The 21,890-nt window shown below is 64.9% G+C and carries 18 protein-coding genes and 1 pseudogene; 8 read left to right on the forward strand and 11 right to left on the reverse strand.

Annotation, left to right across the window (positions count from 1 at the left end; all coding sequences use genetic code 11):
- Positions 1-47: 47 nt before the first annotated feature.
- The 5 genes from ACVWZM_RS05565 to ACVWZM_RS05585 form a co-directional block, all read right to left on the reverse strand.
- On the reverse strand, positions 48-1,331 hold the full coding sequence (locus tag ACVWZM_RS05565; protein ID WP_141340846.1) for a DUF445 domain-containing protein: 1,284 nt from the start codon (positions 1,329-1,331) through the stop codon (positions 48-50).
- A gap of 238 nt (positions 1,332-1,569) precedes the next feature.
- Positions 1,570-2,046: a phasin gene (locus ACVWZM_RS05570; RefSeq protein WP_028331816.1), complete on the reverse strand. Its 477-nt coding sequence runs from the start codon at positions 2,044-2,046 to the stop codon at positions 1,570-1,572.
- A gap of 181 nt (positions 2,047-2,227) precedes the next feature.
- Complete coding sequence (locus ACVWZM_RS05575) at positions 2,228-2,824, reverse strand: GNAT family N-acetyltransferase (protein WP_038383826.1); 597 nt, start codon at positions 2,822-2,824, stop codon at positions 2,228-2,230.
- A gap of 26 nt (positions 2,825-2,850) precedes the next feature.
- Positions 2,851-3,933, reverse strand: coding sequence for a PHA/PHB synthase family protein (locus ACVWZM_RS05580; RefSeq protein ID WP_092083259.1), 1,083 nt, complete (start codon positions 3,931-3,933; stop codon positions 2,851-2,853).
- Positions 3,930-4,313 (reverse strand): hypothetical protein, encoded by a 384-nt coding sequence (locus ACVWZM_RS05585; protein WP_456784286.1) that lies wholly within the window; start codon positions 4,311-4,313, stop codon positions 3,930-3,932. The genes ACVWZM_RS05580 and ACVWZM_RS05585 overlap by 4 nt, the downstream gene beginning before the upstream one ends.
- A gap of 178 nt (positions 4,314-4,491) precedes the next feature.
- Between ACVWZM_RS05585 and ACVWZM_RS05590 the strand changes: the two genes are divergently transcribed.
- The gene (locus ACVWZM_RS05590) at positions 4,492-5,412 is read left to right on the forward strand and encodes an alpha/beta fold hydrolase (protein WP_168857785.1); all 921 of its coding nucleotides are present in this window, start codon (positions 4,492-4,494) and stop codon (positions 5,410-5,412) included.
- Positions 5,413-5,616: 204 nt separating this feature from the next.
- Positions 5,617-6,081, forward strand: coding sequence for a nuclear transport factor 2 family protein (locus ACVWZM_RS05595; protein WP_456852145.1), 465 nt, complete (start codon positions 5,617-5,619; stop codon positions 6,079-6,081).
- Between the two features lie 65 nt (positions 6,082-6,146).
- On the opposite strand, the pseudogene ACVWZM_RS05600 reads toward ACVWZM_RS05595, so the two are convergent.
- The 6 genes and pseudogenes from ACVWZM_RS05600 to ACVWZM_RS05625 form a co-directional block, all read right to left on the reverse strand.
- Positions 6,147-6,822 (reverse strand): annotated as a pseudogene (locus ACVWZM_RS05600) (spermidine synthase).
- A 134-nt stretch (positions 6,823-6,956) separates the two neighbouring features.
- The gene (locus tag ACVWZM_RS05605) at positions 6,957-10,190 is read right to left on the reverse strand and encodes a bifunctional cytochrome P450/NADPH--P450 reductase (RefSeq protein ID WP_456835312.1); all 3,234 of its coding nucleotides are present in this window, start codon (positions 10,188-10,190) and stop codon (positions 6,957-6,959) included.
- Positions 10,191-10,305: 115 nt separating this feature from the next.
- A complete protein-coding gene (locus ACVWZM_RS05610; protein ID WP_456835313.1) occupies positions 10,306-11,301 on the reverse strand; it encodes an alpha/beta fold hydrolase in 996 nt (331 codons plus the stop codon).
- 12 nt (positions 11,302-11,313) lie between these two features.
- Positions 11,314-12,864 carry a WS/DGAT/MGAT family O-acyltransferase gene (locus tag ACVWZM_RS05615; RefSeq protein ID WP_076827135.1) on the reverse strand — a complete coding sequence of 517 codons (1,551 nt, stop codon included), beginning with the start codon at positions 12,862-12,864 and terminating at the stop codon, positions 11,314-11,316.
- A gap of 59 nt (positions 12,865-12,923) precedes the next feature.
- Positions 12,924-13,715, reverse strand: coding sequence for an alpha/beta fold hydrolase (locus ACVWZM_RS05620; protein WP_076827229.1), 792 nt, complete (start codon positions 13,713-13,715; stop codon positions 12,924-12,926).
- A gap of 8 nt (positions 13,716-13,723) precedes the next feature.
- Positions 13,724-13,972 carry a DUF6489 family protein gene (locus ACVWZM_RS05625; protein WP_141340837.1) on the reverse strand — a complete coding sequence of 83 codons (249 nt, stop codon included), beginning with the start codon at positions 13,970-13,972 and terminating at the stop codon, positions 13,724-13,726.
- 372 nt (positions 13,973-14,344) lie between these two features.
- Here ACVWZM_RS05625 and ACVWZM_RS05630 point away from each other — a divergent pair, with 372 nt between their 5' ends.
- The 6 genes from ACVWZM_RS05630 to ACVWZM_RS05655 all read left to right on the forward strand — a co-directional run bounded on the left by ACVWZM_RS05630 (position 14,345) and on the right by ACVWZM_RS05655 (position 21,884).
- Positions 14,345-15,943, forward strand: coding sequence for an ABC transporter substrate-binding protein (locus ACVWZM_RS05630; RefSeq protein ID WP_456852147.1), 1,599 nt, complete (start codon positions 14,345-14,347; stop codon positions 15,941-15,943).
- 103 nt (positions 15,944-16,046) lie between these two features.
- Positions 16,047-17,027, forward strand: coding sequence for an ABC transporter permease (locus ACVWZM_RS05635; RefSeq protein WP_028331828.1), 981 nt, complete (start codon positions 16,047-16,049; stop codon positions 17,025-17,027).
- 10 nt (positions 17,028-17,037) lie between these two features.
- On the forward strand, positions 17,038-17,997 hold the full coding sequence (locus ACVWZM_RS05640; RefSeq protein WP_456814130.1) for an ABC transporter permease: 960 nt from the start codon (positions 17,038-17,040) through the stop codon (positions 17,995-17,997).
- Entirely contained in the window at positions 17,994-18,977 is a 984-nt protein-coding gene (locus ACVWZM_RS05645; RefSeq protein WP_456852149.1) for an ABC transporter ATP-binding protein, read from the forward strand. Before ACVWZM_RS05640 ends, ACVWZM_RS05645 begins: the two co-directional genes overlap by 4 nt.
- The gene (locus tag ACVWZM_RS05650) at positions 18,974-19,966 is read left to right on the forward strand and encodes an ABC transporter ATP-binding protein (protein WP_456852151.1); all 993 of its coding nucleotides are present in this window, start codon (positions 18,974-18,976) and stop codon (positions 19,964-19,966) included. Before ACVWZM_RS05645 ends, ACVWZM_RS05650 begins: the two co-directional genes overlap by 4 nt.
- Positions 19,967-20,078: 112 nt before the next feature.
- Positions 20,079-21,884: a gamma-glutamyltransferase family protein gene (locus ACVWZM_RS05655; RefSeq protein WP_456852153.1), complete on the forward strand. Its 1,806-nt coding sequence runs from the start codon at positions 20,079-20,081 to the stop codon at positions 21,882-21,884.
- The last annotated feature ends 6 nt before the right edge of the window (positions 21,885-21,890 follow it).

The raw sequence follows: 21,890 nt of genomic DNA on the forward strand, positions 1-21,890 counted from the left end.
TCCGGGTCACACTTGCCACAACTAAAGTGACGTTCGTGCCCAATCGGTCACAGCAGCCGCAGCGTGTATTCCAGGGTGTAAAGCGCAAGGCCGGCAAGCCCACCGATCAGCGCGCCGTTGAAGCGGATGTATTGCAGATCCTTGCCGACATTGACCTCGATCAGGGAGATCAGCTGCTCCATGTCCCAGCTCTTCATCTGGTCGGCGATGAAGCCCGAGACGCCGCTCTTCTGCTCGGCGACGACGGTGCGCAGGATCGCCACCAGGCCCTGATTGATCTCGCCGCGCAGGTCGGTGTCGCCGTCGAGCGCGTCGCCGGCCTCGACCAACATTCGCGCCAGCTGATGCTGCAGCACCTGCGACTCGCCCGAGGCGCTGCGTTCGATGAAGTCCTTGACGTTGGCCCAGATGGTGCGCCCGAGATTGGCAAGCTCCGGCCGCGCCATCAAATCGCGCTTGAGACCATCGATGCGGTCGGCGAATGCCTTGTCGCTGCCGAGCCGGTCGACAAAGGACAGCAGCATGCGGTCGAACTCGCCGCGGAACGGATGCTGCGGATCGTTGCGCACTTCCTCGAAGAACTTCGTGGCGGACGCGATGATCCGGTTCACCACGAACTTGTCGGCACGATAGAGCCTGAGCAGCGTCGGCATCTCGGCGCGGACCTTGTCGCGGATCACGGCCATGGTCTCCTGCTGCGTCAGCGTCTGGTGCAACACGCGCAGGATGTCGTCGAGCAGGCCGCCATGCTTGCCCTCCTGCACGAAGCCGCGCAGCGCGCCGGCCGCAAGCGGCGCGAGGTCGATCGAGAGCACCTGCGTCGTGACGCGGCGGCTGATGAACTGCATCAACCCCGAGCTCTCGGTCGCCGCGAATGCCTCGGGCAGCATCCGCAGCACGAAGCGGGCGAGATCCTCCGAACGTTTGCGGTCGCGCAGCCAGTCGGCGATGAACGAACCGAAATCGATCTCGCGCAGCTTGGCCTCGACCGGCCCGGATTCCAAAAAGTTGTTCTCGATGAATTCGCCGAGCTTCTCGGCGATGCGCGCCTGATTGCTCTGGATGATCGCGGTATGCGGGATCGGCAGGCCGAGCGGCCGCTTGAACAAGGCGACGACGGCATACCAGTCGGCGAGGCCGCCGATGGTTGCAGCCTCGGCAAATGCCGCGATGAAACCGAACACCGGGTGCACCGGCAGCAGCGCCTTCGCTGCGATGAAGATGATGAAGGTTGCCGCCAGCACGCCGGTCGCCAGCCACTTGACGCGCCGCAGCTCGGCCGCGCGTTCGACGTCGACTGGCGTTGCGATGAGGGCGGCGGGAAGGGTCATGGGGTTTCGCAGGGGTGACGAACGAAGCATAGCATGGCCGCACCGCCGTCATTCCGGGGCGTGCGAAGCACGAACCTCAGGTGCGCAATTGCGCACCGGGGAATCTCGAGATTCCGGATCGCCGTTTCGCGTCGTCCGGAATGACGATGGATACATGAGTTATGAAGGACACCGCCAAAAAAGAAGGCCCGCAAAATGGCGGGCCTTCGAAAAGGGCAGTTGGTCAGCGCGGCCGCGATCAGGCGGTCTTGCCGTAGACCTTGGCGAAGTTGTCCTGCGCGGTCTTCGCACCGTCGGTGACGAGCTTGCCGAGATATTCGGTGGTGGCCTTCGCCCGCGAGACGAACAGTTCGCCACGCGCACGGGCCAGCTCCGACTGGATCTGGGCGGCTTCGCTCAGCGACTTGGCCGACGCGAGCTTGTCGATACCGGCGAAGAACGCCTCGGCGTCCTGGTAGATCGCCTGCTGGATGTTGCGGCTGATCTTGGCGGCTTCGGTCACCGAACCGGCAACGGCGGACTCGATCACGTTGGTCACCTTCTCCGAGCCGGCATAGGCATCGGCAGCGCGGGTCTTGGCGGCCTCGGCCTGCTTCTTCACGAACTCACGGGCGGCTTCCGGAACTTCCAGGTTCTGAAGCTTGGTGAACGCCTCGGTGACGGGCGCGAAGGCTTCCTTGACGCTGTTCAGCACGGAATTGGTTTCGGTGGTCATTGGGGTCTCTCCATCCTCAGGTTTGAGCTATGGGCTCACCCCGTCCGGTTTGGCCCGGGGCAACGGTGTTATGACACGCCTCATGGTGCGTCGCAACATCTATGTTGCAGCGCGATATCACGAACCCGTGAACAGCACGAAGATCCGGCGGAATGCCTAGAGAACCAGCAGGAAACGGTTTCTAATTACCACTGACCGCGTCAGACACCCCGTAAGCCTCCATTTGGGCCCGGACCTGCGCCACGTTGTGCCCGAGCACGACAATGTCGTGGGTCTTGCCCTCGACGTCGCGGACATGGTCGCGCAGCAGGGCCTCAGCCTTGAAGCCGAGGCTCTCGAACAGCGCGATCGCCGCCCGCTGATCGACGGTCATCTGCACCGAGAACTTCTCCAGCCCGGCACCGAGCGCGATGGCGAAGGTCTCCTGCGACAGCGCCCGGCCGACGCCCTGCCCGCGCACGTCGAGCGACACCACCATCCGGATCTCGCCGACATGCGGCGACCAGGAATGCGGATCGCGCACCAGGGTGCCGCAGCCGACCACCTTGCCGTCCTTGATCGCGAGCAGGCTCGTGATGTCGCCGCGCTCGATCTCGTTGATCCAGGCCGACAGCACCTTCGGCTGGCTGATGTTGCGCGGCAGGAACAAGAGATCATGCGTCGGCAGCTTTTGCGCGAAGGCCAGCACCGCGGCCTCGTGGTCCCGAATCATCAGGCGAAACTCGATGTCGCCCGCCTCGGTCTTGACGCGGCGCGGATAGGAACGTTGTTCGGTCATGTCGATCTCTCTCAAGTCGACCCCTCTTAGGTCGATCTTTTGCTCAGCCAGGAGTCCAGTTTCGGCCACAGCCGCTTGATTGCATTGGCGCCGGCGACCAGCGAGACGTGACCGCCCTTCAGCATCACCTCCTCCTTGTCCTCGGAGCCGATCTTGGTGATCAGATGCTTTGCCGCATCATACGGCACGATGTGGTCGTGCTCGGCGACCGCGTGCAGGATCGGCACCTTGATGTCGGCAAGCTTGGCCTCGCGGCCGCCGACGGTCATGGTGTCGTTGTAGAGCTTGTTGTCCCACATCAGGTCCTTGGTGATGGCGCGGAAATATTCGCCCGCGAGCGGCAGCGTGTCGGTCGCCCAGCGATCGAACATCCGGTACGACTTGACGAACTCGTCGTTCCAGATGTTGTCCCAGAGCTGGATCTGGCCGACGACACGCGCGGCCGGCCGCAACATGTCGAACGATTGCAGGATCAGTTCGGGCGGCATGTTGCCGGTGCTGTCGATCAGGCGGTCGACGTCGAAATAACGACGGTCGGCGAAATTCGAGAACAGCTTCATCTCGCGGAAATCGATCGGCGTGGTGAAGCAGATCAGGTTCTTCATCGGCCCGTCGTTGAAGATCGAGCCGTAGAGCAGCGACAGCACGCCACCGAAGCAATAGCCGATCACCGAGACGTCCTTTTCGCCGGAATCCTGCTGCACGCGGCGGACCGATTCCGGAATGAAGTCGAGGACGTAATCCTCCATGCGCAGCGATTTTTCCTCCGGCTTCGGCGCACTCCAGTCCAGCATGTAGACGTCGAAGCCGCGCCTGAGCAGGAATTCGATGAAGCTCTGCCCCGGCACCAGGTCGAGGATGTAGCCGCGGTTGGTGGTCGCCATCACGATCAGGACCGGCACGCGATAGACTTCGCTGGCCAGCGGCCGGTAGTGATAGAGGTTCATGGTGCCGCGCGAATACAGCACATCTTTCGGCGTCGAGCCGAGCGACGGGCCGGAGCTCGAGAAATACTCGACGCCCTTGATGCTGCGCTGGATCGCGCGCTGCACCTCGGACTGGACCCGCTCGGAGATCGAGGCGAAATCAAAGGGGGTGGGAGCATTCATTTGCTGCCTCCGTCCGCTGGCGGCTGCTTGGTGCGCGGTGGCCGCGGCGTTGCGCCGTGGCCGTCGTCCGGCGCCAGCGAATTGTGGTGCACCTGCTGCAGCAGCGTCTTGATTTCGTTGAGCTGGTTCTCCATCGATTGCAGGCGTTCCGCCATGCCGACGAGCTGGGCGCGGCTCGGCAGGTTCATCGCCAGCAGATATTTCTCCATCAGCTCGCCGAGCTGCTTCTGCGCACCGGCCGCGACGCCGCCGGCCTGGTTCATCGCCTTGGAAAATTCCGGCGAGCTCATGAGCTGGTTGCCGAAGGAATTGAACCCCTTCTCCATCTCGCCAATCATCGTCTGCCAGATCACGGCAGGGTCGTTGCCCTTGTCGGCCATGCGGCGCTCCTCCACACCAATTTCGGGCGCTTGCCGCGCTTCCATTTGTTTCTGCCATACGACACTGTTGCTGCTGATCGGTCAACAGCGCGGCGCGACCGGCGACGCCGAGGCTCTTCTGCGCTGCGTCAATCCGTGGCATAGAGGTTCCTGACCGCGACACCAGCAGGGGACGCCCGTGACCACGCTCGCCCATCAGCCGCCGCAGATCATCCGCGCCAATGGCATCGACATCTGCTACGAGATGTTTGGCGATGCGAATGCCGAGCCGCTGCTCCTGATCATGGGCCTCGGCGCCCAGATGATCCATTGGGACGACGAGTTCTGCCGCCAGCTCGCCGCGCGCGGTTTTCGCGTCATCCGATTCGACAACAGGGATATCGGCAAATCCTCCCGCCTGAGCGGCGGCAAGCGGCTGACCGCGCTCGAACTGCTCAAGCTCCGCTTCCTGAAGATCCCGGTCGCAGCGCCCTACAAGCTGGCCGACATGGCGAGGGACACGATCGGGCTGATGGATGCGCTCGGCATCCGCACCGCGCATCTGGTCGGGGCCTCGATGGGCGGCATGATCGCGCAGGAGGTTGCCATCACCTTCCCCGAACGCGTGCGCTCGCTGACCTCGATCATGTCGACCACGGGCAATCCAAAGATCCCGGGCCCGACCCGCGAGGCGACCGCAGTGCTGATGGCGCCGCCACCGAAGAGCAAGGAAGAGTATTTCGTCCGCTTCGGGCAGACCTGGAAAGTCCTGCGTAACGGCTCGTTCCCTGAAGATGAGGCGCTCGATCCCGAACGCGCGCGGCGCACCTTCGAGCGCGGCCTCAATCCGGAGGGCGTCGGCCGTCAGCTCCGCGCCATCCTCGCCTCCGGCAGCCGCAAAGAGCGCCTGCGCGGCGTCAAGGCGCCGACGTTGGTGATCCACGGCACCATCGATCCGCTGGTGCATCCCGAAGGCGGCAAGGACACCGCGGTCTCGATCCCGGGCGCGAAGCTGGTGATGATCGAGGGCATGGGCCACGCCCTGCCGATTCCGATGTGGCCGCAGATCATCGACGCCATCGACAAGCACGCGCATGGCGCGGCGGCGAAGGCGGCGTGAGGCCAGAGCGTTTTCGAGCGAAGTGGATCCCGGTTCGCGTGAAGAAAACGCCCCAAAGCCAAAATCGAGAGCCCCGTCCCGATTCAATCGGAACGGGGCTCCGGTATCTTCCGGTAACCATGTGAGCCAGGAGTGCGTTCTTCCGGGCGCGGCACGGACGCTGTAGAGAGCGCTATCCACCGCTCAGCCACCGGGAGCAACCAGATGAAGACCATCCTCCGGCCACAGACAGCCGTCGCCGCTCTCCTCCTCGCGCTCGCGTCTTCATCGGCAATGGCGGCTGCCAGCGACGCGCAGCAGGAAGCCAACCGCAAGGCGGTGCTGGCGTTCTACGAGAAGGGGCTGAACCAGAAGGACGCCGACGCGGCGCTCGCCTATGTCGGCAACCGCTATGTGCAGCACAATCCCGGCGCGGCCGACGGCCGCGAAGGCTTCCGCAAGTTCATCGGCTTCCTGCGCGAGAAGTTTCCGAACTCGCACAGCGAGATCAAGCGCTCATTCGTCGACGGCGACTACGTGATCCTGCACGTCCACGCCGTGCGCGAGCCCGGCACCCGCGGCAACGCGATCATCGACATCTTCAAACTCGAGGACGGCAAGATCGTCGAGCACTGGGACGTGGCGCAGCCCATTCCGGAGAATCCCGCCAACAGCAACACGATGTTCTGAGGCATCGTGATGGCTTGTGTTCAGCCACTGGCATGATCAGGCTGGCGAGCGCGCCGGGACGCCCGCTATTGCTTGACCGCGATCCAGATCACGTGGCGGACACCGCGGCCTCGGCCGGTGGCGCGGACGGCAATTTCGTTGACCGCGAACCCCGCCCCGGGTGAGCGATTTCGGGAACTTGGCATTCGGACCGGACGACCAGACGGCGAGCACGCCGCCGCGCCGCAACGCGGCGTGTGCGATCTTGAGCCCGGAGACATCATACAGCGCGTCATTGGCCTTGCGGGTGAGACCTTCAGGCCCGTTATCGACGTCGAGCAGGATGGCATCGAAGCCGAGCGGTTGGCGTTCGATCACGCTGGCAACATCCTCCTCCCGGATGCTCACGCGCGGATCGTTCAGGCTGTCGCCGAAGATCTCCGCCATCGGGCCTCGCGCCCAGGCAACGACCGCCGGCACCAGCTCGGCCACCGTGATCCGCGCCTCGGGTCCGAGCACGGCGAGCGCGGCCCGCAGCGTAAAGCCCATGCCAAGGCCGCCGATCAGAAAATGCGGCCGTGCGACCGTCTCGATCTTCTTCGCGGCAAGCGTCGCCAACGCCTCTTCCGAGCCCGACAGGCGGCTGTTCATCAGCTCGTTGGTGCCGAGCATGATCGAGAATTCGTGGCCTCGCCGCATCAGACGCAATTCACCCTCGGTGCCGGGAATGCGCGCGGTATCGATCTTTTCCCATGGAATCATGCGGCGGTTTGTATCATGGCAGGCACCTCTGCCGTAGCCCGGATGGAGCGAAGCGAAATCCGGGGTCTGCCCCGTCCGCATGAGACGCTGTCCCGGATTACGCTTCGCTTCATCCGGGCTACGAAGGCGTGAGCCTAGCCGCCTGTCCAGACGTCGAGCACGTAGCGGTTCCTGGTGCCCATTTCCTCGATCCAGCGCGCGGCGGCGTCGGTGTCGACACCGGTGCGCTCGCGATAGATCGAGATCAAGGTCGCCTTGACGTCGGGCTCCATCCTGCCGCCGTCGCCGCAGACATAGACGATCGCGCCCTTCTGGATCAGCTCCCAGACCCGGTCCTTGTGTGCGGCGACAAGGTGCTGCACATAGGTCTTCGGGCCATCGGCACGCGAGAAGGCGGTGTGGAGTTCACTGACGCCGTCGGCTGCGAACGCCTTCAGCTCATCCGCATAGATGAAATCCTGCTCAGGATGCCGGCAGCCGAAGAACAGCATCGCCGGCCCCAGCGTCGCGCCCTGCGCCCTGCGCGCGGCGCGCTCCTGCAGGAAGCCGCGGAACGGTGCGAGCCCGGTGCCCGGCCCGATCATGATGATCGGCACGGCATTGTCATCGGGCAGGCGGAAGCCGGCCTTGGTCTCCTTGATGGTGGCGTGGACGGTGTCGCCGGCGCGGCGGCGCGCCAGATAGTTCGAGCAGACGCCCTTGTAGATGCCGCGGCCGGAACTTGCCGGCGCCTCCACCACGCCCACGGTGACACTGCAGCGCTGCGCCTCGCCGGCCGGAGACGACGAGATCGAATAATAGCGCGGCGCCAGCAGCGACAGCATTTCAAGATAGAGGTGGAACGGCAGCTCGCAGGCCGGATATTCCTCGAGCAGGTCAAATACCGATTTGCGCTTCGCCAAGACGTCGGTGCGATAGCGCGCGGCCGAGGCATCGTCGTCCCCGACATAGGCCATCAGCTTCGGCTTGGTCGCCGGGCAGCGAGTGTGCTCGGCCATGATCTGGATCTGCTTGCGGGTCGCGACCTGCTGCAGCTCGACGAACTCGGTGAGCAGCCGTCCGACCGACACGGCGTTGCCGACCGGCAGTTGCGCGCGGCGGCCTTCCGAGACCTGCAGACGGATCTGGTCGGCCGGCAGGAAGCCGAAGCGGCGCGCAACGGAATCGACCAATGTAGGATCGTTGCGCGGCACCACGCTGAGATGATCGCCGACGCGGTATTTCAGACTGGACGGCAGCTCGACCTCGATATGCCGGGTCGAACGCTCCGACGGATGAGCGCCTGCCTTGGTCTGCAGCTCGCTGTTGGCGAGCACCTTCATCGGCACCGCGCCGCCCTGTGTCACGATGGTATTGACCGCACCCTGCGCCACCGGCTCGATCGCGTAGAGCGGTTCGTCCTCGGCGGTGCGGGTGAAATTCCAGTCGATGCCGAATTCCTTGGTCGCGACCTTGGCCGCCTCCGGGAACCATTTCTGGAACTGGCCGTCGAGATCGCTGCGCGCGTCGCCCTCGCCGCGCGGATAGACGGCGCGCGCGCCATGTTTGGTGAGCTGCTCGTCGATGAAGCGCGGCACCGACTGGTAGGTCGCCGCCCAATCGCTGTTGCCGCAGCCGAACACCGCGTAGCGGACCTTGGCGAAGGCATCCTTCGGCAGGTCGCTGTCGAGCCATTTGACGAACTGCGTCGCGTTGTCGGGCGCCGCGCCATTATAGGAGGCGCAGATGATCAGCACGCCGCCCTCCTCCGGCAGCTTGCCCACATAATCGTCCAGCGGACCCAGCCGCGTCGCGAAGCCGTTGATCTCCGACAGATCGGCCATGCGGGTCGCCAGTTCCTCGGCGGAGCCGAGATTGGAGCCGTAGAGCACCAGCATCGGCGTGTTGTGGCCGGGACGCGTGGTCGGCGCGCGCGGAGCCTTCGGCGCGGCCGCAACCGCGCCCGTGCTGCCGGCGAACGCGCCGCGGTCCTTGTCGTCGCGCGGCCGCACCTTGATCCTGAAGCCATCCGGCTTGACGGTCAGCGTCTCCTTCAGATGCATCTGGTAGCGATGCACGTCGATCAGCTTGAACCGTTGCAGGATCATCCCGATCGCCAGCGCCGCCTCGTGCATGGCAAAGCCGCGGCCGATGCAGGCGCGCTGGCCGTTGCCGAACGGCTTCCAGGCATTGATCGGGCGCTTGGCCTCCGCCTCACGGCTGAAATTCTCGGGATCGAACACGTCGGGGTTCGGACCCCAGACGCTGGGATCGCGATGCAGCGCCATCACCAGGATGGTGATGAAGGTGTTCTTCTTCAGCTTGTACTTGCCGCCGATCATCTCGTCGTTGAGCGGCGCGATGCCGTAGGCCGGCGCCGGCGGCCACAGCCGCAGCGCCTCCTTCAGGCATTGCGTGATGTAGGTGAGTTGGGTCACCTGCTGATAGGTCGGCCGCGCATTGACGTCGGGACCGAGGACGCGATCGACCTCCTCATAGGCCTTCTTCAGCACCTCCGGGTGCTTCAGCAGCGCGTAGATCGTGCACGACAACAGGCCGCTGGTGGTCTCGTGGCCGGCGATCAGGAAGGTGTTGATCTGGTAGCGGATGTTGACGTCGTCGAGCTGCTCGCCGGTGGCGCGGTCGACGCCGGTCATCATCGCCGCCAGCATGTCCTTCTTGTCGTCGGTCGCGGCGGTGCTGCCGCGCCGCTCGGCGATGATCTCGTCGACCATCTTGTTCATGAAGGCGACGTCGTCGGCCAGCGTCTTGCGCCGCTTCTGCATCCACAGACCCTCGAGCGGCAGGCCGCGGGTCATCATGATGGTTTCGAGCGATCGCACCAGCGATTCCACGAACGGGTGGTAGTCGCGGCGGTAGAATGAATTGAAGCGGTAGTCGAAGCCGCAGAGGCCGATGGTGTCGAGGGTGAGCGCCGTCATGTCGTGGACGACCTCGATCTCCTCGTCGGCGTTAAGGCGCTCCCATTTCTTGACCAACTGCTCGGCAATGTCGACCATGCTCGGGTGGTACGACTGCATGGCGCGGTTGCCGAACGGCTGCATCAGGATGTTGTGCGCCTTGCTCCAGTTCGGCTCCTTAGTGTCGGCGGTGAACAGGCCGTCGCCGCCGACCGCACGCACCCGGCGCAGCGAGCCGCGCACCGCCTTGTCGAAGCGCTTCTCGTCGGAGAGCTCGTCGACGAGATCGTGGCCGGACACGATCACGAGCGGCGCGCCCATCATGTCGAGCCAGAAGATCGGTCCGAGCTCCTTGGAGAGCTTGACGAGATGCTGCACCGGCGCGGTCGAGTCCAGCGACAGCATGTTGCCGACCACCGGCTTCGTCGGCGGATGCGGAATCGGACTCAGTCTGTTGCCGGACGCCATTTTCGAAGTGCCCCCTCTAACCTCAGTCATTCCGGGATGGTCCGAAGGACCAGACCCGGAATCTCGAGATTCCGGGTGCGATGCTGCGCATCGCCCCGGAATGACGACGCCGTCGTCAGCCAAACCGCTTTCTGCGCCATTCGATCAGCTTCGCGCTGACTTCGTCAGGCTTTTCCTGCTGCGTCCAATGGCCGCTGTCCTTGACCAGGTACTTCTCGAGGTCCGGCACCAGCCGCTCCATGCCGTCGGCGGCCGAGGGCGGCAGCACCGCGTCGTTCTCGGCCATGATCATCAGCGACGGCACCCGGACGTGATGGTCCAGCCCGGCCGAGCGCTCCCAGTTGCGGGTGAAATTGCGATACCAGTTGATGCCGCCGGTGAAGCCGGTCTTGATGAAGGTGTCGACGAACACCTTTTTCTCGTCCGCGGACAGGATCGGCGTGCGCGGATCATGCTTGGCGTCGTAATTCGCGATCATCTGCGGAAACGCCAGGTTGAGCCGCGCCGAGGCGCCGACGCCGGCGATCGGCTGTTCGGGCGGCGCGTCCGCCGGACGCGGCACCGGCTTGCGCATGAAGGCGTCGAAGGTCTGCTCGACGCGGCTGCCGAAGATGCGGTCGGGCTCGCGCCCCGGATCCTGGAACTGGACGATGTACATGTGATCGCCGAAGCGCTGGCGGAACAGCGCGATCGGGTCCATCGGCGCGCGGTCCCAATGCGGCGTGTTGACGCCGACGACGCCGGCGACCCGCGCAGGATGCCTGAGCGGCATCTGCCAGACGACAAAGCCGCCCCAGTCGTGACCGACGAAGATGGCCTTGTCGATCTTGAGATGGTCGAGCAGGCCGACGAGGTCGCCGGTCAGGTGCTCCATGTCGTAGGCCTCGACCGGCTCCGGCCGGTCGGTCGCGCCATAGCCGCGCTGATCCGGCGCAATCACCCGGATGCCGGCCTCGCCCAGCGCCTTGACCTGGTGGCGCCAGGAAAACGCCAGTTCAGGCCAGCCGTGGCACAGCACCACCGGCGGCGTGTCGGTCTTGGGGCCTGCTTCATAAAACCCCATGCGGATGCCGTTCGTCTCGGCGAACTGCAGCGGTGGCATCTCAATCATCGACCGGGATCCTTATTCGGCTGCGCCCTTGATGTCCGCGGGCGGGGGAGCGAACGCCGCCTCGAGTACATCGAACTCGAGCGGCAGCATGTCGCACATCACCTGCACGTGGGGAATGATGTTGGCGCCCACGATGAAGCCGAAATCGAGCTGATCGCGGTAGCTCTGCACGGTGATGTTGAGCGCCACGCCGTGGGTCGAGATCGAAACCGGGAAGATGTGCAGCAGCTCGGCACCCGCCGCATACAGCGTCTGCCGCGGCCCCGGCACGTTCGAGACCGTGATGTTGGTGGCCGGCGGCAGCACGTTGGAGAGGTCGGAGCGGCTGTAAAGCAGCGCCATGATCTGCACCAGGATCGGCGCGCCCAGCAACGAGATGTTGGTGACCTGCGGCACCAAAGCGCGCAGCGGATGCGACATTTCCTTGGACTTGGTCGACTGCGCGATGATGGTTTCCAGCCGCTTCCGGGGATCCTCGATGTCGGTCGCGATCGAGCAGATCATGCCGAACACCTGGTTGTTGGATTCGGCGTTGCCCTCCTCGCGCAGCGAGATCGGAACGCCTGCCGTCAGCGACTTGTTCGGCAGCGCGCCCTGGCTGATCAGATAGCGCCGCACCACGCCGGAGGCGAGCGCCAGCACGACGTCGTTGAGCTTGCCGCCGGACGCCTTCGCCAGTGCCTTGGCCCGCGACAGCGAGATCGAGGTGCCGGCAAAGCTGCGCTCGGACGAGATCGCCTTGTTGAGGATGGTCGGCGGCGAGGACATCGCCTGCAGGCTCTCGCGCGACCTCGGATCGGCGACCTTGGCGACGACGTCGGACAGGCTCTTCATGACCGTCGGCATGGAGCCGGCGAACTTCACCGCGCTCTCGATCTGGAACATGGCGTTGTCGAACAGGATCGAGCCGAGATCGCTCTTGCCGGAGCGCGGCAGCTCCAGGCTCTTCTGCGCGGCGGCGGCCGCCTCGAACGGCTGGGTCCAGAGTTGCTGATAGGCGTCGATCAGATTGGCCGCGATGTCGCGCGGCTCCTGCGCGACTTTCTTCGCGCTCGGCGGCTCGATCTCGCGCGGCACCGGCGTCAGGTCGTAGATCATGCTGGTCAGCGCCGCGCCGGCGCCGCCGTCGATGCAGGCATGGTGCATCTTGGAATAGAGCCCGATCTCGTTGTCCTTCATGCCCTCGAAGACGTAGAACTCCCAGAGCGGGCGGGCGCGGTTCAACAGCTTGGCGTGCATCCAGCCGACGATGCGCTCCAGTGTCGCGCGATCGCGCGGCGCCGGCAGGCTGGCGCGGAAGATGTGCCGGTCGATGTCGAACTGATCGTCCTCGACCCAGGACGGGTGATCGATGTCGAGCGGCGCCTTCTGCAGGCGTGCCTTGAGGATCGGCGCGATGTGCAGCCGCGAGGCGATCATCGCCTTGAACTCCTCGAAGAAGTCGCCCTTGTAGCCGTCGGGCAGGCGGAAGATCGCCATGCTGCCGACATGCATCGGCATTTCCGGCGTTTCCAGATAGAGAAACGATGCGTCCAGCGAGGACAGCTTCTTGGCGTCGCTCATGGTCTCCTCCCGAGAGCCTACTTACGCGGGCGCCTTGGGCGGCGCTTCTCGTCGTTTGGTCAGGATAGTGCCTGTTCTGCCGGCCCGTAGGCAATGGCAAAGGGGCCCGAGCGGTCAAAATGCCGGAATTCCCCTTCCGGCTGGGCCAGCCGGTCCGCAATCGCCCACAGCGCCGCGGGATTGACGCCGAGGCCGATATGGCTGGCGAAATGCACCTCGATGTTCTCGGCGGTGGCCGACGGCCGCACGCGCGAGGTCCGCCAGTTCACGATCCCATCGGTGCGGGAATAGATCGAGGTCGTCGGCACCGGCATGTCGCCGGCGATCGCGGCGCGGATCTCAGGGATGTCGTCCACAGCTTCGCCGGACAAGAGCTCATAGAGCCGCGTCGCATTGGTGGCGCGGATGTCGTCGGCGAACGGGCTGCCCAGCGTCATGATGGAGCGCACCAGCTCCGGCATCTGCGACGCCAGGTCGCGCGCATAGACGCCGCCGAGGCTCCAGCCGATGATCGAGACCTTGCGCCCGGTCGCCTCATGGACCCGCTTCAGCAGGTCGCGCAGCGCAGCCCGCCTGCTGGAAATCCCGCCGAAATTGCGGCCCATGTTCCAGGCATAGGCATCGTAGCCGAGCTCCTTGAGATAGCGCCGCATCGGCGCCATCGAAAGGTCGCTGGCAAGGAAGCCCGGCAGCGCCAGCACCGGATGACCATCGCCCTTCGGCGCCTGCATCAGGAGGGGCGACAGCAGCAGGCTCGAATTGAGTTCGAGCACGCCGCGCGCCTCCGCCAGCATCAGGAACAGGCTCGGCGGGCGCAACCGGCGTTCGGTCCCATCAACGCTCCTGTCCATGTCGGTCACTATTTCTTCTTGCTCGTGCCGCCGAAGCCGGCCATCGCCACGAACATGTCCTGGAAGCGTTCGGCGAGCTTGGGATCGAAGGTGAACCAGCTCTGCATGAGCGATTCCGGTGAGATCTTGTCGATGTTCGACGTCATCTGCTGCTGCAGCTTGTCCATCACCGCCGCCTGCATCGGCCCCACATCGGGCAGGCCGAAGAATTGCCGCGCTTCGAGGGGCGTACAATCTATCTCGACGTTGACTTTCATATCCGCCTCCTCAAATGCGCCTTGGCCCGCCACAGTATCGCCGGGACGGGGCGAGTTGCGCAAGCGAGCCGTACCTGCCCCGGGGGGCAGTCGGCCTCAATCATCCGTTATGGTCAACCAAACCGTTTGGAGCGGTTGCTCGAGGCGCGCCGGTGATCATTCCCGTGACCGACAAGCGGCACTCCGAAAGTCGAATGTCACGCGTTCGCGCCAACAGCCTACTCTCCAAGCCGGTTCATTGCGCTGCACCCGCGCGGATGGGTTAACCCTTTGGCAAATCGCGCTTGCGCGGCCGGTAAACTCTGGCAACATGGATCAATAATACCAGCCGGACAAAGCAGCCGGCGGACAAAAACGGGGACGCGGGATTACATGTCGGGACGTTGGAGTTTGTTTGCGGCCACTGTCGCCGCACTCGTCGCCTTTGCTTTGCCGGCATCGGCCCAAACGTTGAAGTATGCGAACCAGGGCGAGTTGAAGTCGCTGGATCCCTACACGCTGAAGGAAACCACGACGATCGCGCACCACGCCCACGTCTACGAAGGCCTCACCGCGCGCGACAAGGACCTCAAGATCATTCCGGCCCTGGCGGAAAGCTGGGAGACGCTGAGCCCGACCAAATGGCGCTTCCATCTGCGCAAGGGCGTGAAATTCCACAATGGCGATCCCTTCACCGCCGACGACGTGCTGTTCTCGGCCGAGCGCGTCCGCGCCAAGGGCTCCAACTTCCTCAGCAACGTCCCGGCCGACGCCAAGTTCAGCAAGGTCGACGACTACACCGTCGACGTAACGCTCGAGTCGCCCAATCCCATCCTGATCTCGCAGTGGGATAGCTGGTACATCATGGACAAGAAGTGGAGCGAGGAGAACAACTCGGTTGCACCGACGCCGGCCTCCGCGACCACGCCGAGCTACGCGGCGCTGCACGAGAACGGCACCGGCCCCTTCACGATCGAGAGCCACCAGCCCGGCGTGAAGACCGTGTTCAAGGCGTTTGCCGGCTATTGGCGCAAGCCCGAGCATAATCTCAAGGAGATCATCTTCACCCCGATCGGCTCCGACGCCACCCGCGTTGCCGCGCTGCTCTCGGGCGAAGTCGACGTGATCGAACCGGTTCCGCTCCAGGACATCCAGCGCGTCAATTCCAGCGGCGTCGCCACCGTCATGACCGCGCCGGAGATTCGCACCATCTTCATCGGCATGGATACGGCGCGCGACGAGCTGCTGTTTTCCAACGTCAAGGGCAAGAATCCGTTCAAGGACATCCGCGTCCGCGAAGCTTTCTACAAGACCATCGACGTCGATCTGATCAAGACCCGCGTGATGCGCGGCATGTCGACCCCCTCGACGTTGATGATCGCCCCCGAGCTCTATCCGCTGTCGAAGGAATTCACCCGGCCGAAGCTCGATCCTGATGGTGCCAAGAAGCTGCTGGCCGACGCCGGCTATCCGAACGGCTTCGAAGTCACGATGGACTGCCCGAACGACCGCTATGTCAACGACGCCGCGATCTGCCAGGCGGTGGTCGGCATGCTGGCCCGCATCGGCGTCAAGGTGAACCTGCTGGCGCAGCCGAAGGCGCAGTATTTCGCCAAGGTGCTGAAGCCCGGCGGCTACCAGACCTCGTTCTTCATGCTGGGCTGGACACCCGCGACGTCCGACTCGCACAACGTGCTGCACGACATCCTCGGCTGCCGCGACGATCCGAAGGATGCCACAAGGGGCGAGGCCAATCTCGGCGGCTATTGCAACAAGGAAGTCGACGCGCTCACCGACAAGGTGCTGGTCGAGGGCGACACTGCCAAGCGCGACCAGTTGATCAAGCAGGCCTACGACATTGTCATCAAGGATTACGGCTACATTCCGCTGCATCAGCAACCGCTGGTGTGGGGCGTGTCGAAAAAGGTCAAATTGACCCAGCGCGCGGACAACCAGGTGCTGCTCTACTGGGCGACCAAGCAGGGTGAATAGTGGCTTTGGCGAATTGGGTCCCGGAAGCGCAGGCTTCCGGGACCGCTCGTTTTCCGGCCGCGCAAGGCCGCGAGCCGAATGTCAAAAGCAGTGAAAGGTAGAGATGCTGGCCTTCACTCTTCGCCGCTTCCTGCAGGCGATCGGCGTGATGCTCGCCGTGGGCGTGATCGCGTTCGCGATGTTCCGCTTCGCCGGCGACCCGGTAAACCAGATCGTCTCGATCGACACCTCGGCCGCGCAGCGCGCTGAAATCCGGCACTCGCTCGGCCTTGACGATCCGGTGCTGGTGCAGTTCGGCCGCTACTTCATCAATGCGCTGCAGTTCAAGTTCGGCGTGTCCTACCAGTTCCGCCTGCCGGTCTCCTCGCTGCTGGCGGAGCGGCTGCCGGCGACGCTGGAGCTTTCGATCTGCGCCACGCTGTTCGCGATGGTGGCCGGCATCCTGATGGGGGTCTATTCGGCGCTGCGCCGCGACACCGTGCTCGCCAAATTATTCCAGGCGGTATCGCTGATCGGCATTTCGCTGCCGACCTTCCTGATCGGCATCCTCCTGATCTATCTGTTCGCGGTGACGCTGGGCTGGCTGCCCTCCTTCGGCCGCGGCGAGGTGGTGAAGCTCGGCTGGTGGACCACCGGACTGCTGACCGTCTCGGGCCTGAAGGCGCTGATCATGCCGGCGATCACGCTCGGGTTGTTCCAGATGACCCTGATCATGCGGCTGGTGCGCGCCGAAATGCTGGAAGTGTTGCGGACCGACTATATCCGCTTCGCCCGCGCCCGCGGGCTGACCACGCGCGCAATCCATTTCGGCCATGCGCTGAAGAACACCCTGGTTCCCGTGATTACGGTGGCCGGCCTGCAGTTTGGCTCGGTTATTGCTTTCTCGATCATCACCGAAACCGTGTTCCAATGGCCGGGCATGGGACTTCTGTTCGTGCAGGCCGTGCAGAATGTCGATATCCCGATCATGGCCGCATATCTGTTGATGGTCTCGCTGATCTTCGTCACCATCAATCTCGTGGTCGACATCCTCTACACCGTGGTCGATCCGCGCTTGCGCTCGACCGTCGGCCGCGCGGCGTGAGGGCTGACCGATGTCCGATGCCGTCGTCCCCCATCGTTCCCAAGGCCACCAGGCCCCTGCCGGCTGGTTCAGGCGCGCGCTCGACAGCGACATCTTCTATTCGTTCCGTCGCTCCAGGCTGACGATGGTCGCCGCCGTGATCACGCTGCTGTTCTTTCTGCTCGCAATCTTCGCGTCGTGGCTCGCGGTGCAGAACCCGTTCGATCCGGCGCAACTGCAGCTGATCAACTCGCGGATCGCGCCGCTGTGGACCACCGACGGCCAAAGCCCGTTCCTGCTCGGCACCGACGAGCAGGGCCGCGATGTGCTCTCGGCGATCCTTTACGGCCTGCGCATCTCGCTTGCGGTCGGCCTGGCCGGCGTGGTCTTTGCCGGCGCGCTCGGCATCGCCCTCGGGCTGATCGCAGGCTATTTCGGCGGCGTGGTCGACACCGTGATCATGCGGATCGCCGACGTGCAGCTCACCTTCCCCGCGATCCTGATCGCGCTGCTGGTCAATGGCGTCGCCAAATCGGTGCTCGGCAACCGGCTCGACGAGATGAGCACGCTCGGCGTCCTGATCATCGCGATCGGCCTCAGTTTCTGGGTGCAATATGCCCGCACCGTGCGCGGTTCGGTGATGGTCGAGAAGAACAAGGATTACGTGGCCGCGGCGCAGCTGATCGGCCTGCCGGCGCCGAAGATCATGCTGCGGCACGTGCTGCCGAACACGATGGGCCCGATCCTCGTCATCGCCACCATCAACCTCGCGCTCGCGATCATCACCGAGGCGACGCTGTCGTTCCTCGGCGCCGGCATGCCCGACACCATGCCCTCGCTCGGCACCCTGATCCGGATCGGCAACAACTATCTGTTCGCCGGCGAATGGTGGATCGTCGCCTTCCCCGGCATTGCGCTGGCCGGCCTGATCCTCTCCATCAACCTGCTCGGCGACTGGCTGCGCGACGCCCTCAATCCGAAGCTCCGATGACCAAGCCTGTTCTTTCCGTGCGCAATCTCGAGGTGGAATTCGTCACCCGCCGTGCGACCTTGCGCGCCATCAACGGCGTGTCGTTCGACATCGCCAAGGGCGAGGTGCTCGGCGTGGTCGGCGAGTCCGGCGCCGGCAAATCGGTCACCGGCCTTGCCGTGATCGGGCTCATCGATCCGCCCGGCCGCATCTCCGGCGGCGAGATCGAACTGTCGGGCACGCGGATCGACCATCTTCCGCTGGAGGAGATCCGCCGCATCAGGGGCAAGCGGATCGGCATGATCTTCCAGGATCCGCTGACCAGCCTCAATCCGCTCTACCGGATCGGCGACCAGATCATCGAGACCATTCGCACCCACAGCAATCTGAGCGAGAGCGCCGCGCGCAGGCGCGCCATCGATCTGTTGGCCGAAGTGGGCATTCCAGCGCCGGAGAAGCGCATCGACGGCTACCCGCACGAATTCTCCGGCGGCATGCGCCAGCGCGTCGTCATCGCGCTTGCGATCTGCGCCGAGCCCGAACTGATCATCGCCGACGAGCCGACCACCGCGCTCGACGTCTCCGTGCAGGCGCAGATCATCGCGCTGATCAAGCGCCTCGGCCGCGACCACGGCACCGCGGTGATGCTGGTGACCCACGACATGGGCGTGATCGCCGAGACCTGTGACCGCGTTGCGGTGATGTATTCCGGCCGCATCGCCGAGATCGGCCCGGTGCAGGAGGTGGTGCGCAATCCGCTGCATCCCTACGCCAGGGGCCTGATGGGCGCGATCCCGACGCTTGCCGGCGAGGACAAGCGCCTGGTGCAGATCCCCGGCTCGATGCCGCGGCTGTCGGCGATCCCGCCGGGCTGCCCGTTCAATCCGCGCTGCGCGTTTGCCTTCGATCGCTGCCACGTCGAACGCCCCGAGCCGATCCGGCAGGGCACGCAATCCGTCGCCTGCCATCTGTTCGAGCCGGCGAAGGAGACGGCGGCATGAGCGGGACATTGATCGAGGTCAGGAACCTGCGCCGCGTCTTCGACGTGTCCAAGCCGTGGCTCAACCGCGTGATCGAGGGCGGCCATCTCGAATTCCTGAAAGCGGTCGACGGCGTCTCCTTCGACATCAGGCGCGGCGAGACCTTCGCGCTGGTCGGCGAATCCGGTTCCGGCAAGACGACGGTCGCGCGCATGGTCGTCGGCCTGCTGCCGCCGAGCTCGGGCGAGGTCGTCATCGACGGCGTCTCGATGACCGATCCGCGGCAGGGCCAGGCGCGCCGCCGGCTGCGCCGGCGCATCCAGATGGTTTTCCAGGATCCCTATGCGAGCCTCAATCCGCGCTACCGGGTCGCCGCCATCGTCGCCGAGCCGATCCGCGCTTTCGACCTGATCCAGGGCGAGCGCGACGTCAGGGCCCGGGTCGGCGAATTGCTCTCGCTGGTCGGCCTGCACCCCGACGACGGCCAAAAATTCCCGCACGAATTTTCCGGCGGCCAGCGCCAGCGCATCGCGATCGCCCGCGCGCTGGCATCCGAGGCCGAGTTCATCGTCTGCGATGAGCCGACCTCGGCGCTCGACGTCTCCGTGCAGGCGCAGATCCTCAACCTGATGCGCGACCTGCAGGACAAGTTCGGCCTCACCTATCTCTTCATCAGCCACAATCTCGCGGTCGTCCGCCACATGGCGAGCCGGATCGGCGTGATGTATCTCGGCCGCGTCGTCGAGATCGCCGAAGGGCGAGAATTGTTCGAGAACCCGCGGATGCCCTACACGAAGATGCTGCTCGGCGCGGTTCCGGATCTTGCGATGTCCGGCCGCCAGCGCATCCCGGTGAAGGGCGAGATTCCGAATCCGATCGATCCGCCGCCGGGCTGCTCGTTCAATCCGCGCTGTCCCCTCGCCTTCGATCTCTGCCGCCAGAAGACGCCGGAACTGATCGACGGCGTCGCCTGCCACGCCGTCAACAGTCCCGCCGTCGTTCCGGCATGATCACGAGGATGGGAGCGGCCATGTGCACCAAGCGGTTGGCATACCAGCCGGCCTGTGATCAAGTGCGGCCGCCAAAGAGACCCAACAACAAACCGACGAACGGTCAATCGCCATGAGCAACATCAACCCCGATCCGTTCACAACCCGGCCCGAGATCGAAGGCACCTTCGGCGTCGTCACCTCGACGCACTGGATCGCCACCGCGGTCGGCATGGCAACGCTGGAGAAAGGCGGCAACGCCTTTGACGCCGGAGTAGCCACCGCCTTCACGCTACAGGTGGTCGAGCCGCACCTGAACGGCCCCGGCGGCGACGTGCCGATCATCGTGCACGACGTCAAGCGCGGCAAGAGCGAGGTGATCTGCGGCCAGGGCCCGGCGCCGGCGAAGGCAACCATCGCGCATTATCGCAGCGAGGGTCTCGAGATGGTGCCCGGCACCGGCCTGCTTGCGGCCTGCGTGCCCGGCACATTCGAATCCTGGATGCTGCTGCTGCGCGACTACGGCACCATGAAGCTGCGCGACGTGCTGGAGCCCGCGATCGCCTACGCACGCGACGGCTATCCGCTGGTCGAGCGTGCGTCGGCCACCATCAAGACCGTCGAGCAGCTGTTCCGGAAATACTGGACCACATCGGCCGACGTCTATTTGCCTGGCGGCGAGGTGCCGAAGCCCGGCACCATCTTCACCAACAGGAAGCTCGCGGAGACCTACGCACGCATCCTGAGCGAGGCGGAGAGCGCCGGCGGCGATCGCGTGGCGCAGATCGAGCGCGCGCGGCAGGCCTGGTCGAAGGGCTTCGTCGCCGAGGCGATCGACAAGTTCTGCCGCACCCAGGAGGTGATGGACGTCTCCGGCTCGCCGCATCGCGGCGTGCTGTCGGCCGACGACATGGCGCGCTGGCAGCCAACCATCGAGGCGCCCCTCACCTACGACTACGGCCGCTACACCGTGCAGAAGGCCGGGGTCTGGAGCCAGGGTCCGGTGATGCTGCAGCAGCTCGCGCTGCTGAAGGGTTTCGAGCTCGACGGGCTCGATCCCGCAGGCCCCGACTTCATCCATCTGCAGATCGAAGCCGCCAAGCTCGCCTATGCCGATCGCGAGACGTTCTACGGCGATCCGAAATTCACCGAGATCCCGATCGAGACGCTGCTGTCCGATGCCTATAACAACGAACGGCGCAAGCTGATCTCAAAAGACAAGGCGTCGCTCGACTTCCGCCCCGGCTCGGTCGAGGGCTTCGGCGGCGTCGTGAAGTTGCGACACGCCGAAGGACATCGCGAAGCGGTCGGCGCCATGGGCGCGGGCGAGCCGACCGTCGGCCGGTTCGGCGAAGTGCGCGGCGATACCGTGCATTTCGACATCATCGACACGGCCGGCAACATGATCTCGGCGACGCCGTCCGGCGGCTGGCTGCAGTCCTCGCCGGTGATTCCCGAGATCGGCTTCTGCCTCGGCAGCCGCGCCCAGATGTTCTGGCTCGAGGAGAACCACCCTGCCTCGCTCGCGCCGGGCAAGCGGCCGCGCACCACACTCTCGCCGACCATGGCGCTGCGCGACGGCGAACCGTATCTCTCCTGGGGCTCGCCGGGCGGCGATCAGCAGGACCAGTGGATCACGCAGTTCTTCCTGCGCCATGTCCACGCCAGGCTCAATCTGCAGGAGGCGATCGACGCGCCGGCCTGGCACTCCGAGCATTTCCCGATCTCGTTCTGGCCGCGCACCTCGCGGCCCGGCGTCCTGGTGCTGGAAAACCGCGTGCCGAAATCGACCATCGACGAATTGAAACGCCGCGGCCATGTGGTCGAGATTGGTCCCGATTGGTCGGAAGGCCGCCTCACCGCGGCCTCGAAGGTCGGTGCCCGCCGCCGCGCCGCCGCCAATCCGCGCGGTATGCAGGGATACGCCGCAGGCCGCTAGACACGA

Source organism: Bradyrhizobium sp. USDA 4501 (assembly GCF_054062115.1).

Coding starts and splice junctions, on each gene's coding strand:
- ACVWZM_RS05635 (WP_028331828.1), top strand. CDS start 16,047: ATGCTGGCCTTCACTCTTCGCCGCTTCCTGCAGGCGATCGGCGTGATG.
- ACVWZM_RS05575 (WP_038383826.1), bottom strand. CDS start 2,824: ATGACCGAACAACGTTCCTATCCGCGCCGCGTCAAGACCGAGGCGGGC.
- ACVWZM_RS05610 (WP_456835313.1), bottom strand. CDS start 11,301: ATGATTGAGATGCCACCGCTGCAGTTCGCCGAGACGAACGGCATCCGC.
- ACVWZM_RS05615 (WP_076827135.1), bottom strand. CDS start 12,864: ATGAGCGACGCCAAGAAGCTGTCCTCGCTGGACGCATCGTTTCTCTAT.
- ACVWZM_RS05630 (WP_456852147.1), top strand. CDS start 14,345: ATGTCGGGACGTTGGAGTTTGTTTGCGGCCACTGTCGCCGCACTCGTC.
- ACVWZM_RS05585 (WP_456784286.1), bottom strand. CDS start 4,313: ATGGCCGACAAGGGCAACGACCCTGCCGTGATCTGGCAGACGATGATT.
- ACVWZM_RS05645 (WP_456852149.1), top strand. CDS start 17,994: ATGACCAAGCCTGTTCTTTCCGTGCGCAATCTCGAGGTGGAATTCGTC.
- ACVWZM_RS05580 (WP_092083259.1), bottom strand. CDS start 3,933: ATGAATGCTCCCACCCCCTTTGATTTCGCCTCGATCTCCGAGCGGGTC.
- ACVWZM_RS05605 (WP_456835312.1), bottom strand. CDS start 10,190: ATGGCGTCCGGCAACAGACTGAGTCCGATTCCGCATCCGCCGACGAAG.
- ACVWZM_RS05565 (WP_141340846.1), bottom strand. CDS start 1,331: ATGACCCTTCCCGCCGCCCTCATCGCAACGCCAGTCGACGTCGAACGC.
- ACVWZM_RS05625 (WP_141340837.1), bottom strand. CDS start 13,972: ATGAAAGTCAACGTCGAGATAGATTGTACGCCCCTCGAAGCGCGGCAA.
- ACVWZM_RS05640 (WP_456814130.1), top strand. CDS start 17,038: ATGTCCGATGCCGTCGTCCCCCATCGTTCCCAAGGCCACCAGGCCCCT.
- ACVWZM_RS05595 (WP_456852145.1), top strand. CDS start 5,617: ATGAAGACCATCCTCCGGCCACAGACAGCCGTCGCCGCTCTCCTCCTC.
- ACVWZM_RS05655 (WP_456852153.1), top strand. CDS start 20,079: ATGAGCAACATCAACCCCGATCCGTTCACAACCCGGCCCGAGATCGAA.
- ACVWZM_RS05570 (WP_028331816.1), bottom strand. CDS start 2,046: ATGACCACCGAAACCAATTCCGTGCTGAACAGCGTCAAGGAAGCCTTC.
- ACVWZM_RS05620 (WP_076827229.1), bottom strand. CDS start 13,715: ATGGACAGGAGCGTTGATGGGACCGAACGCCGGTTGCGCCCGCCGAGC.
- ACVWZM_RS05650 (WP_456852151.1), top strand. CDS start 18,974: ATGAGCGGGACATTGATCGAGGTCAGGAACCTGCGCCGCGTCTTCGAC.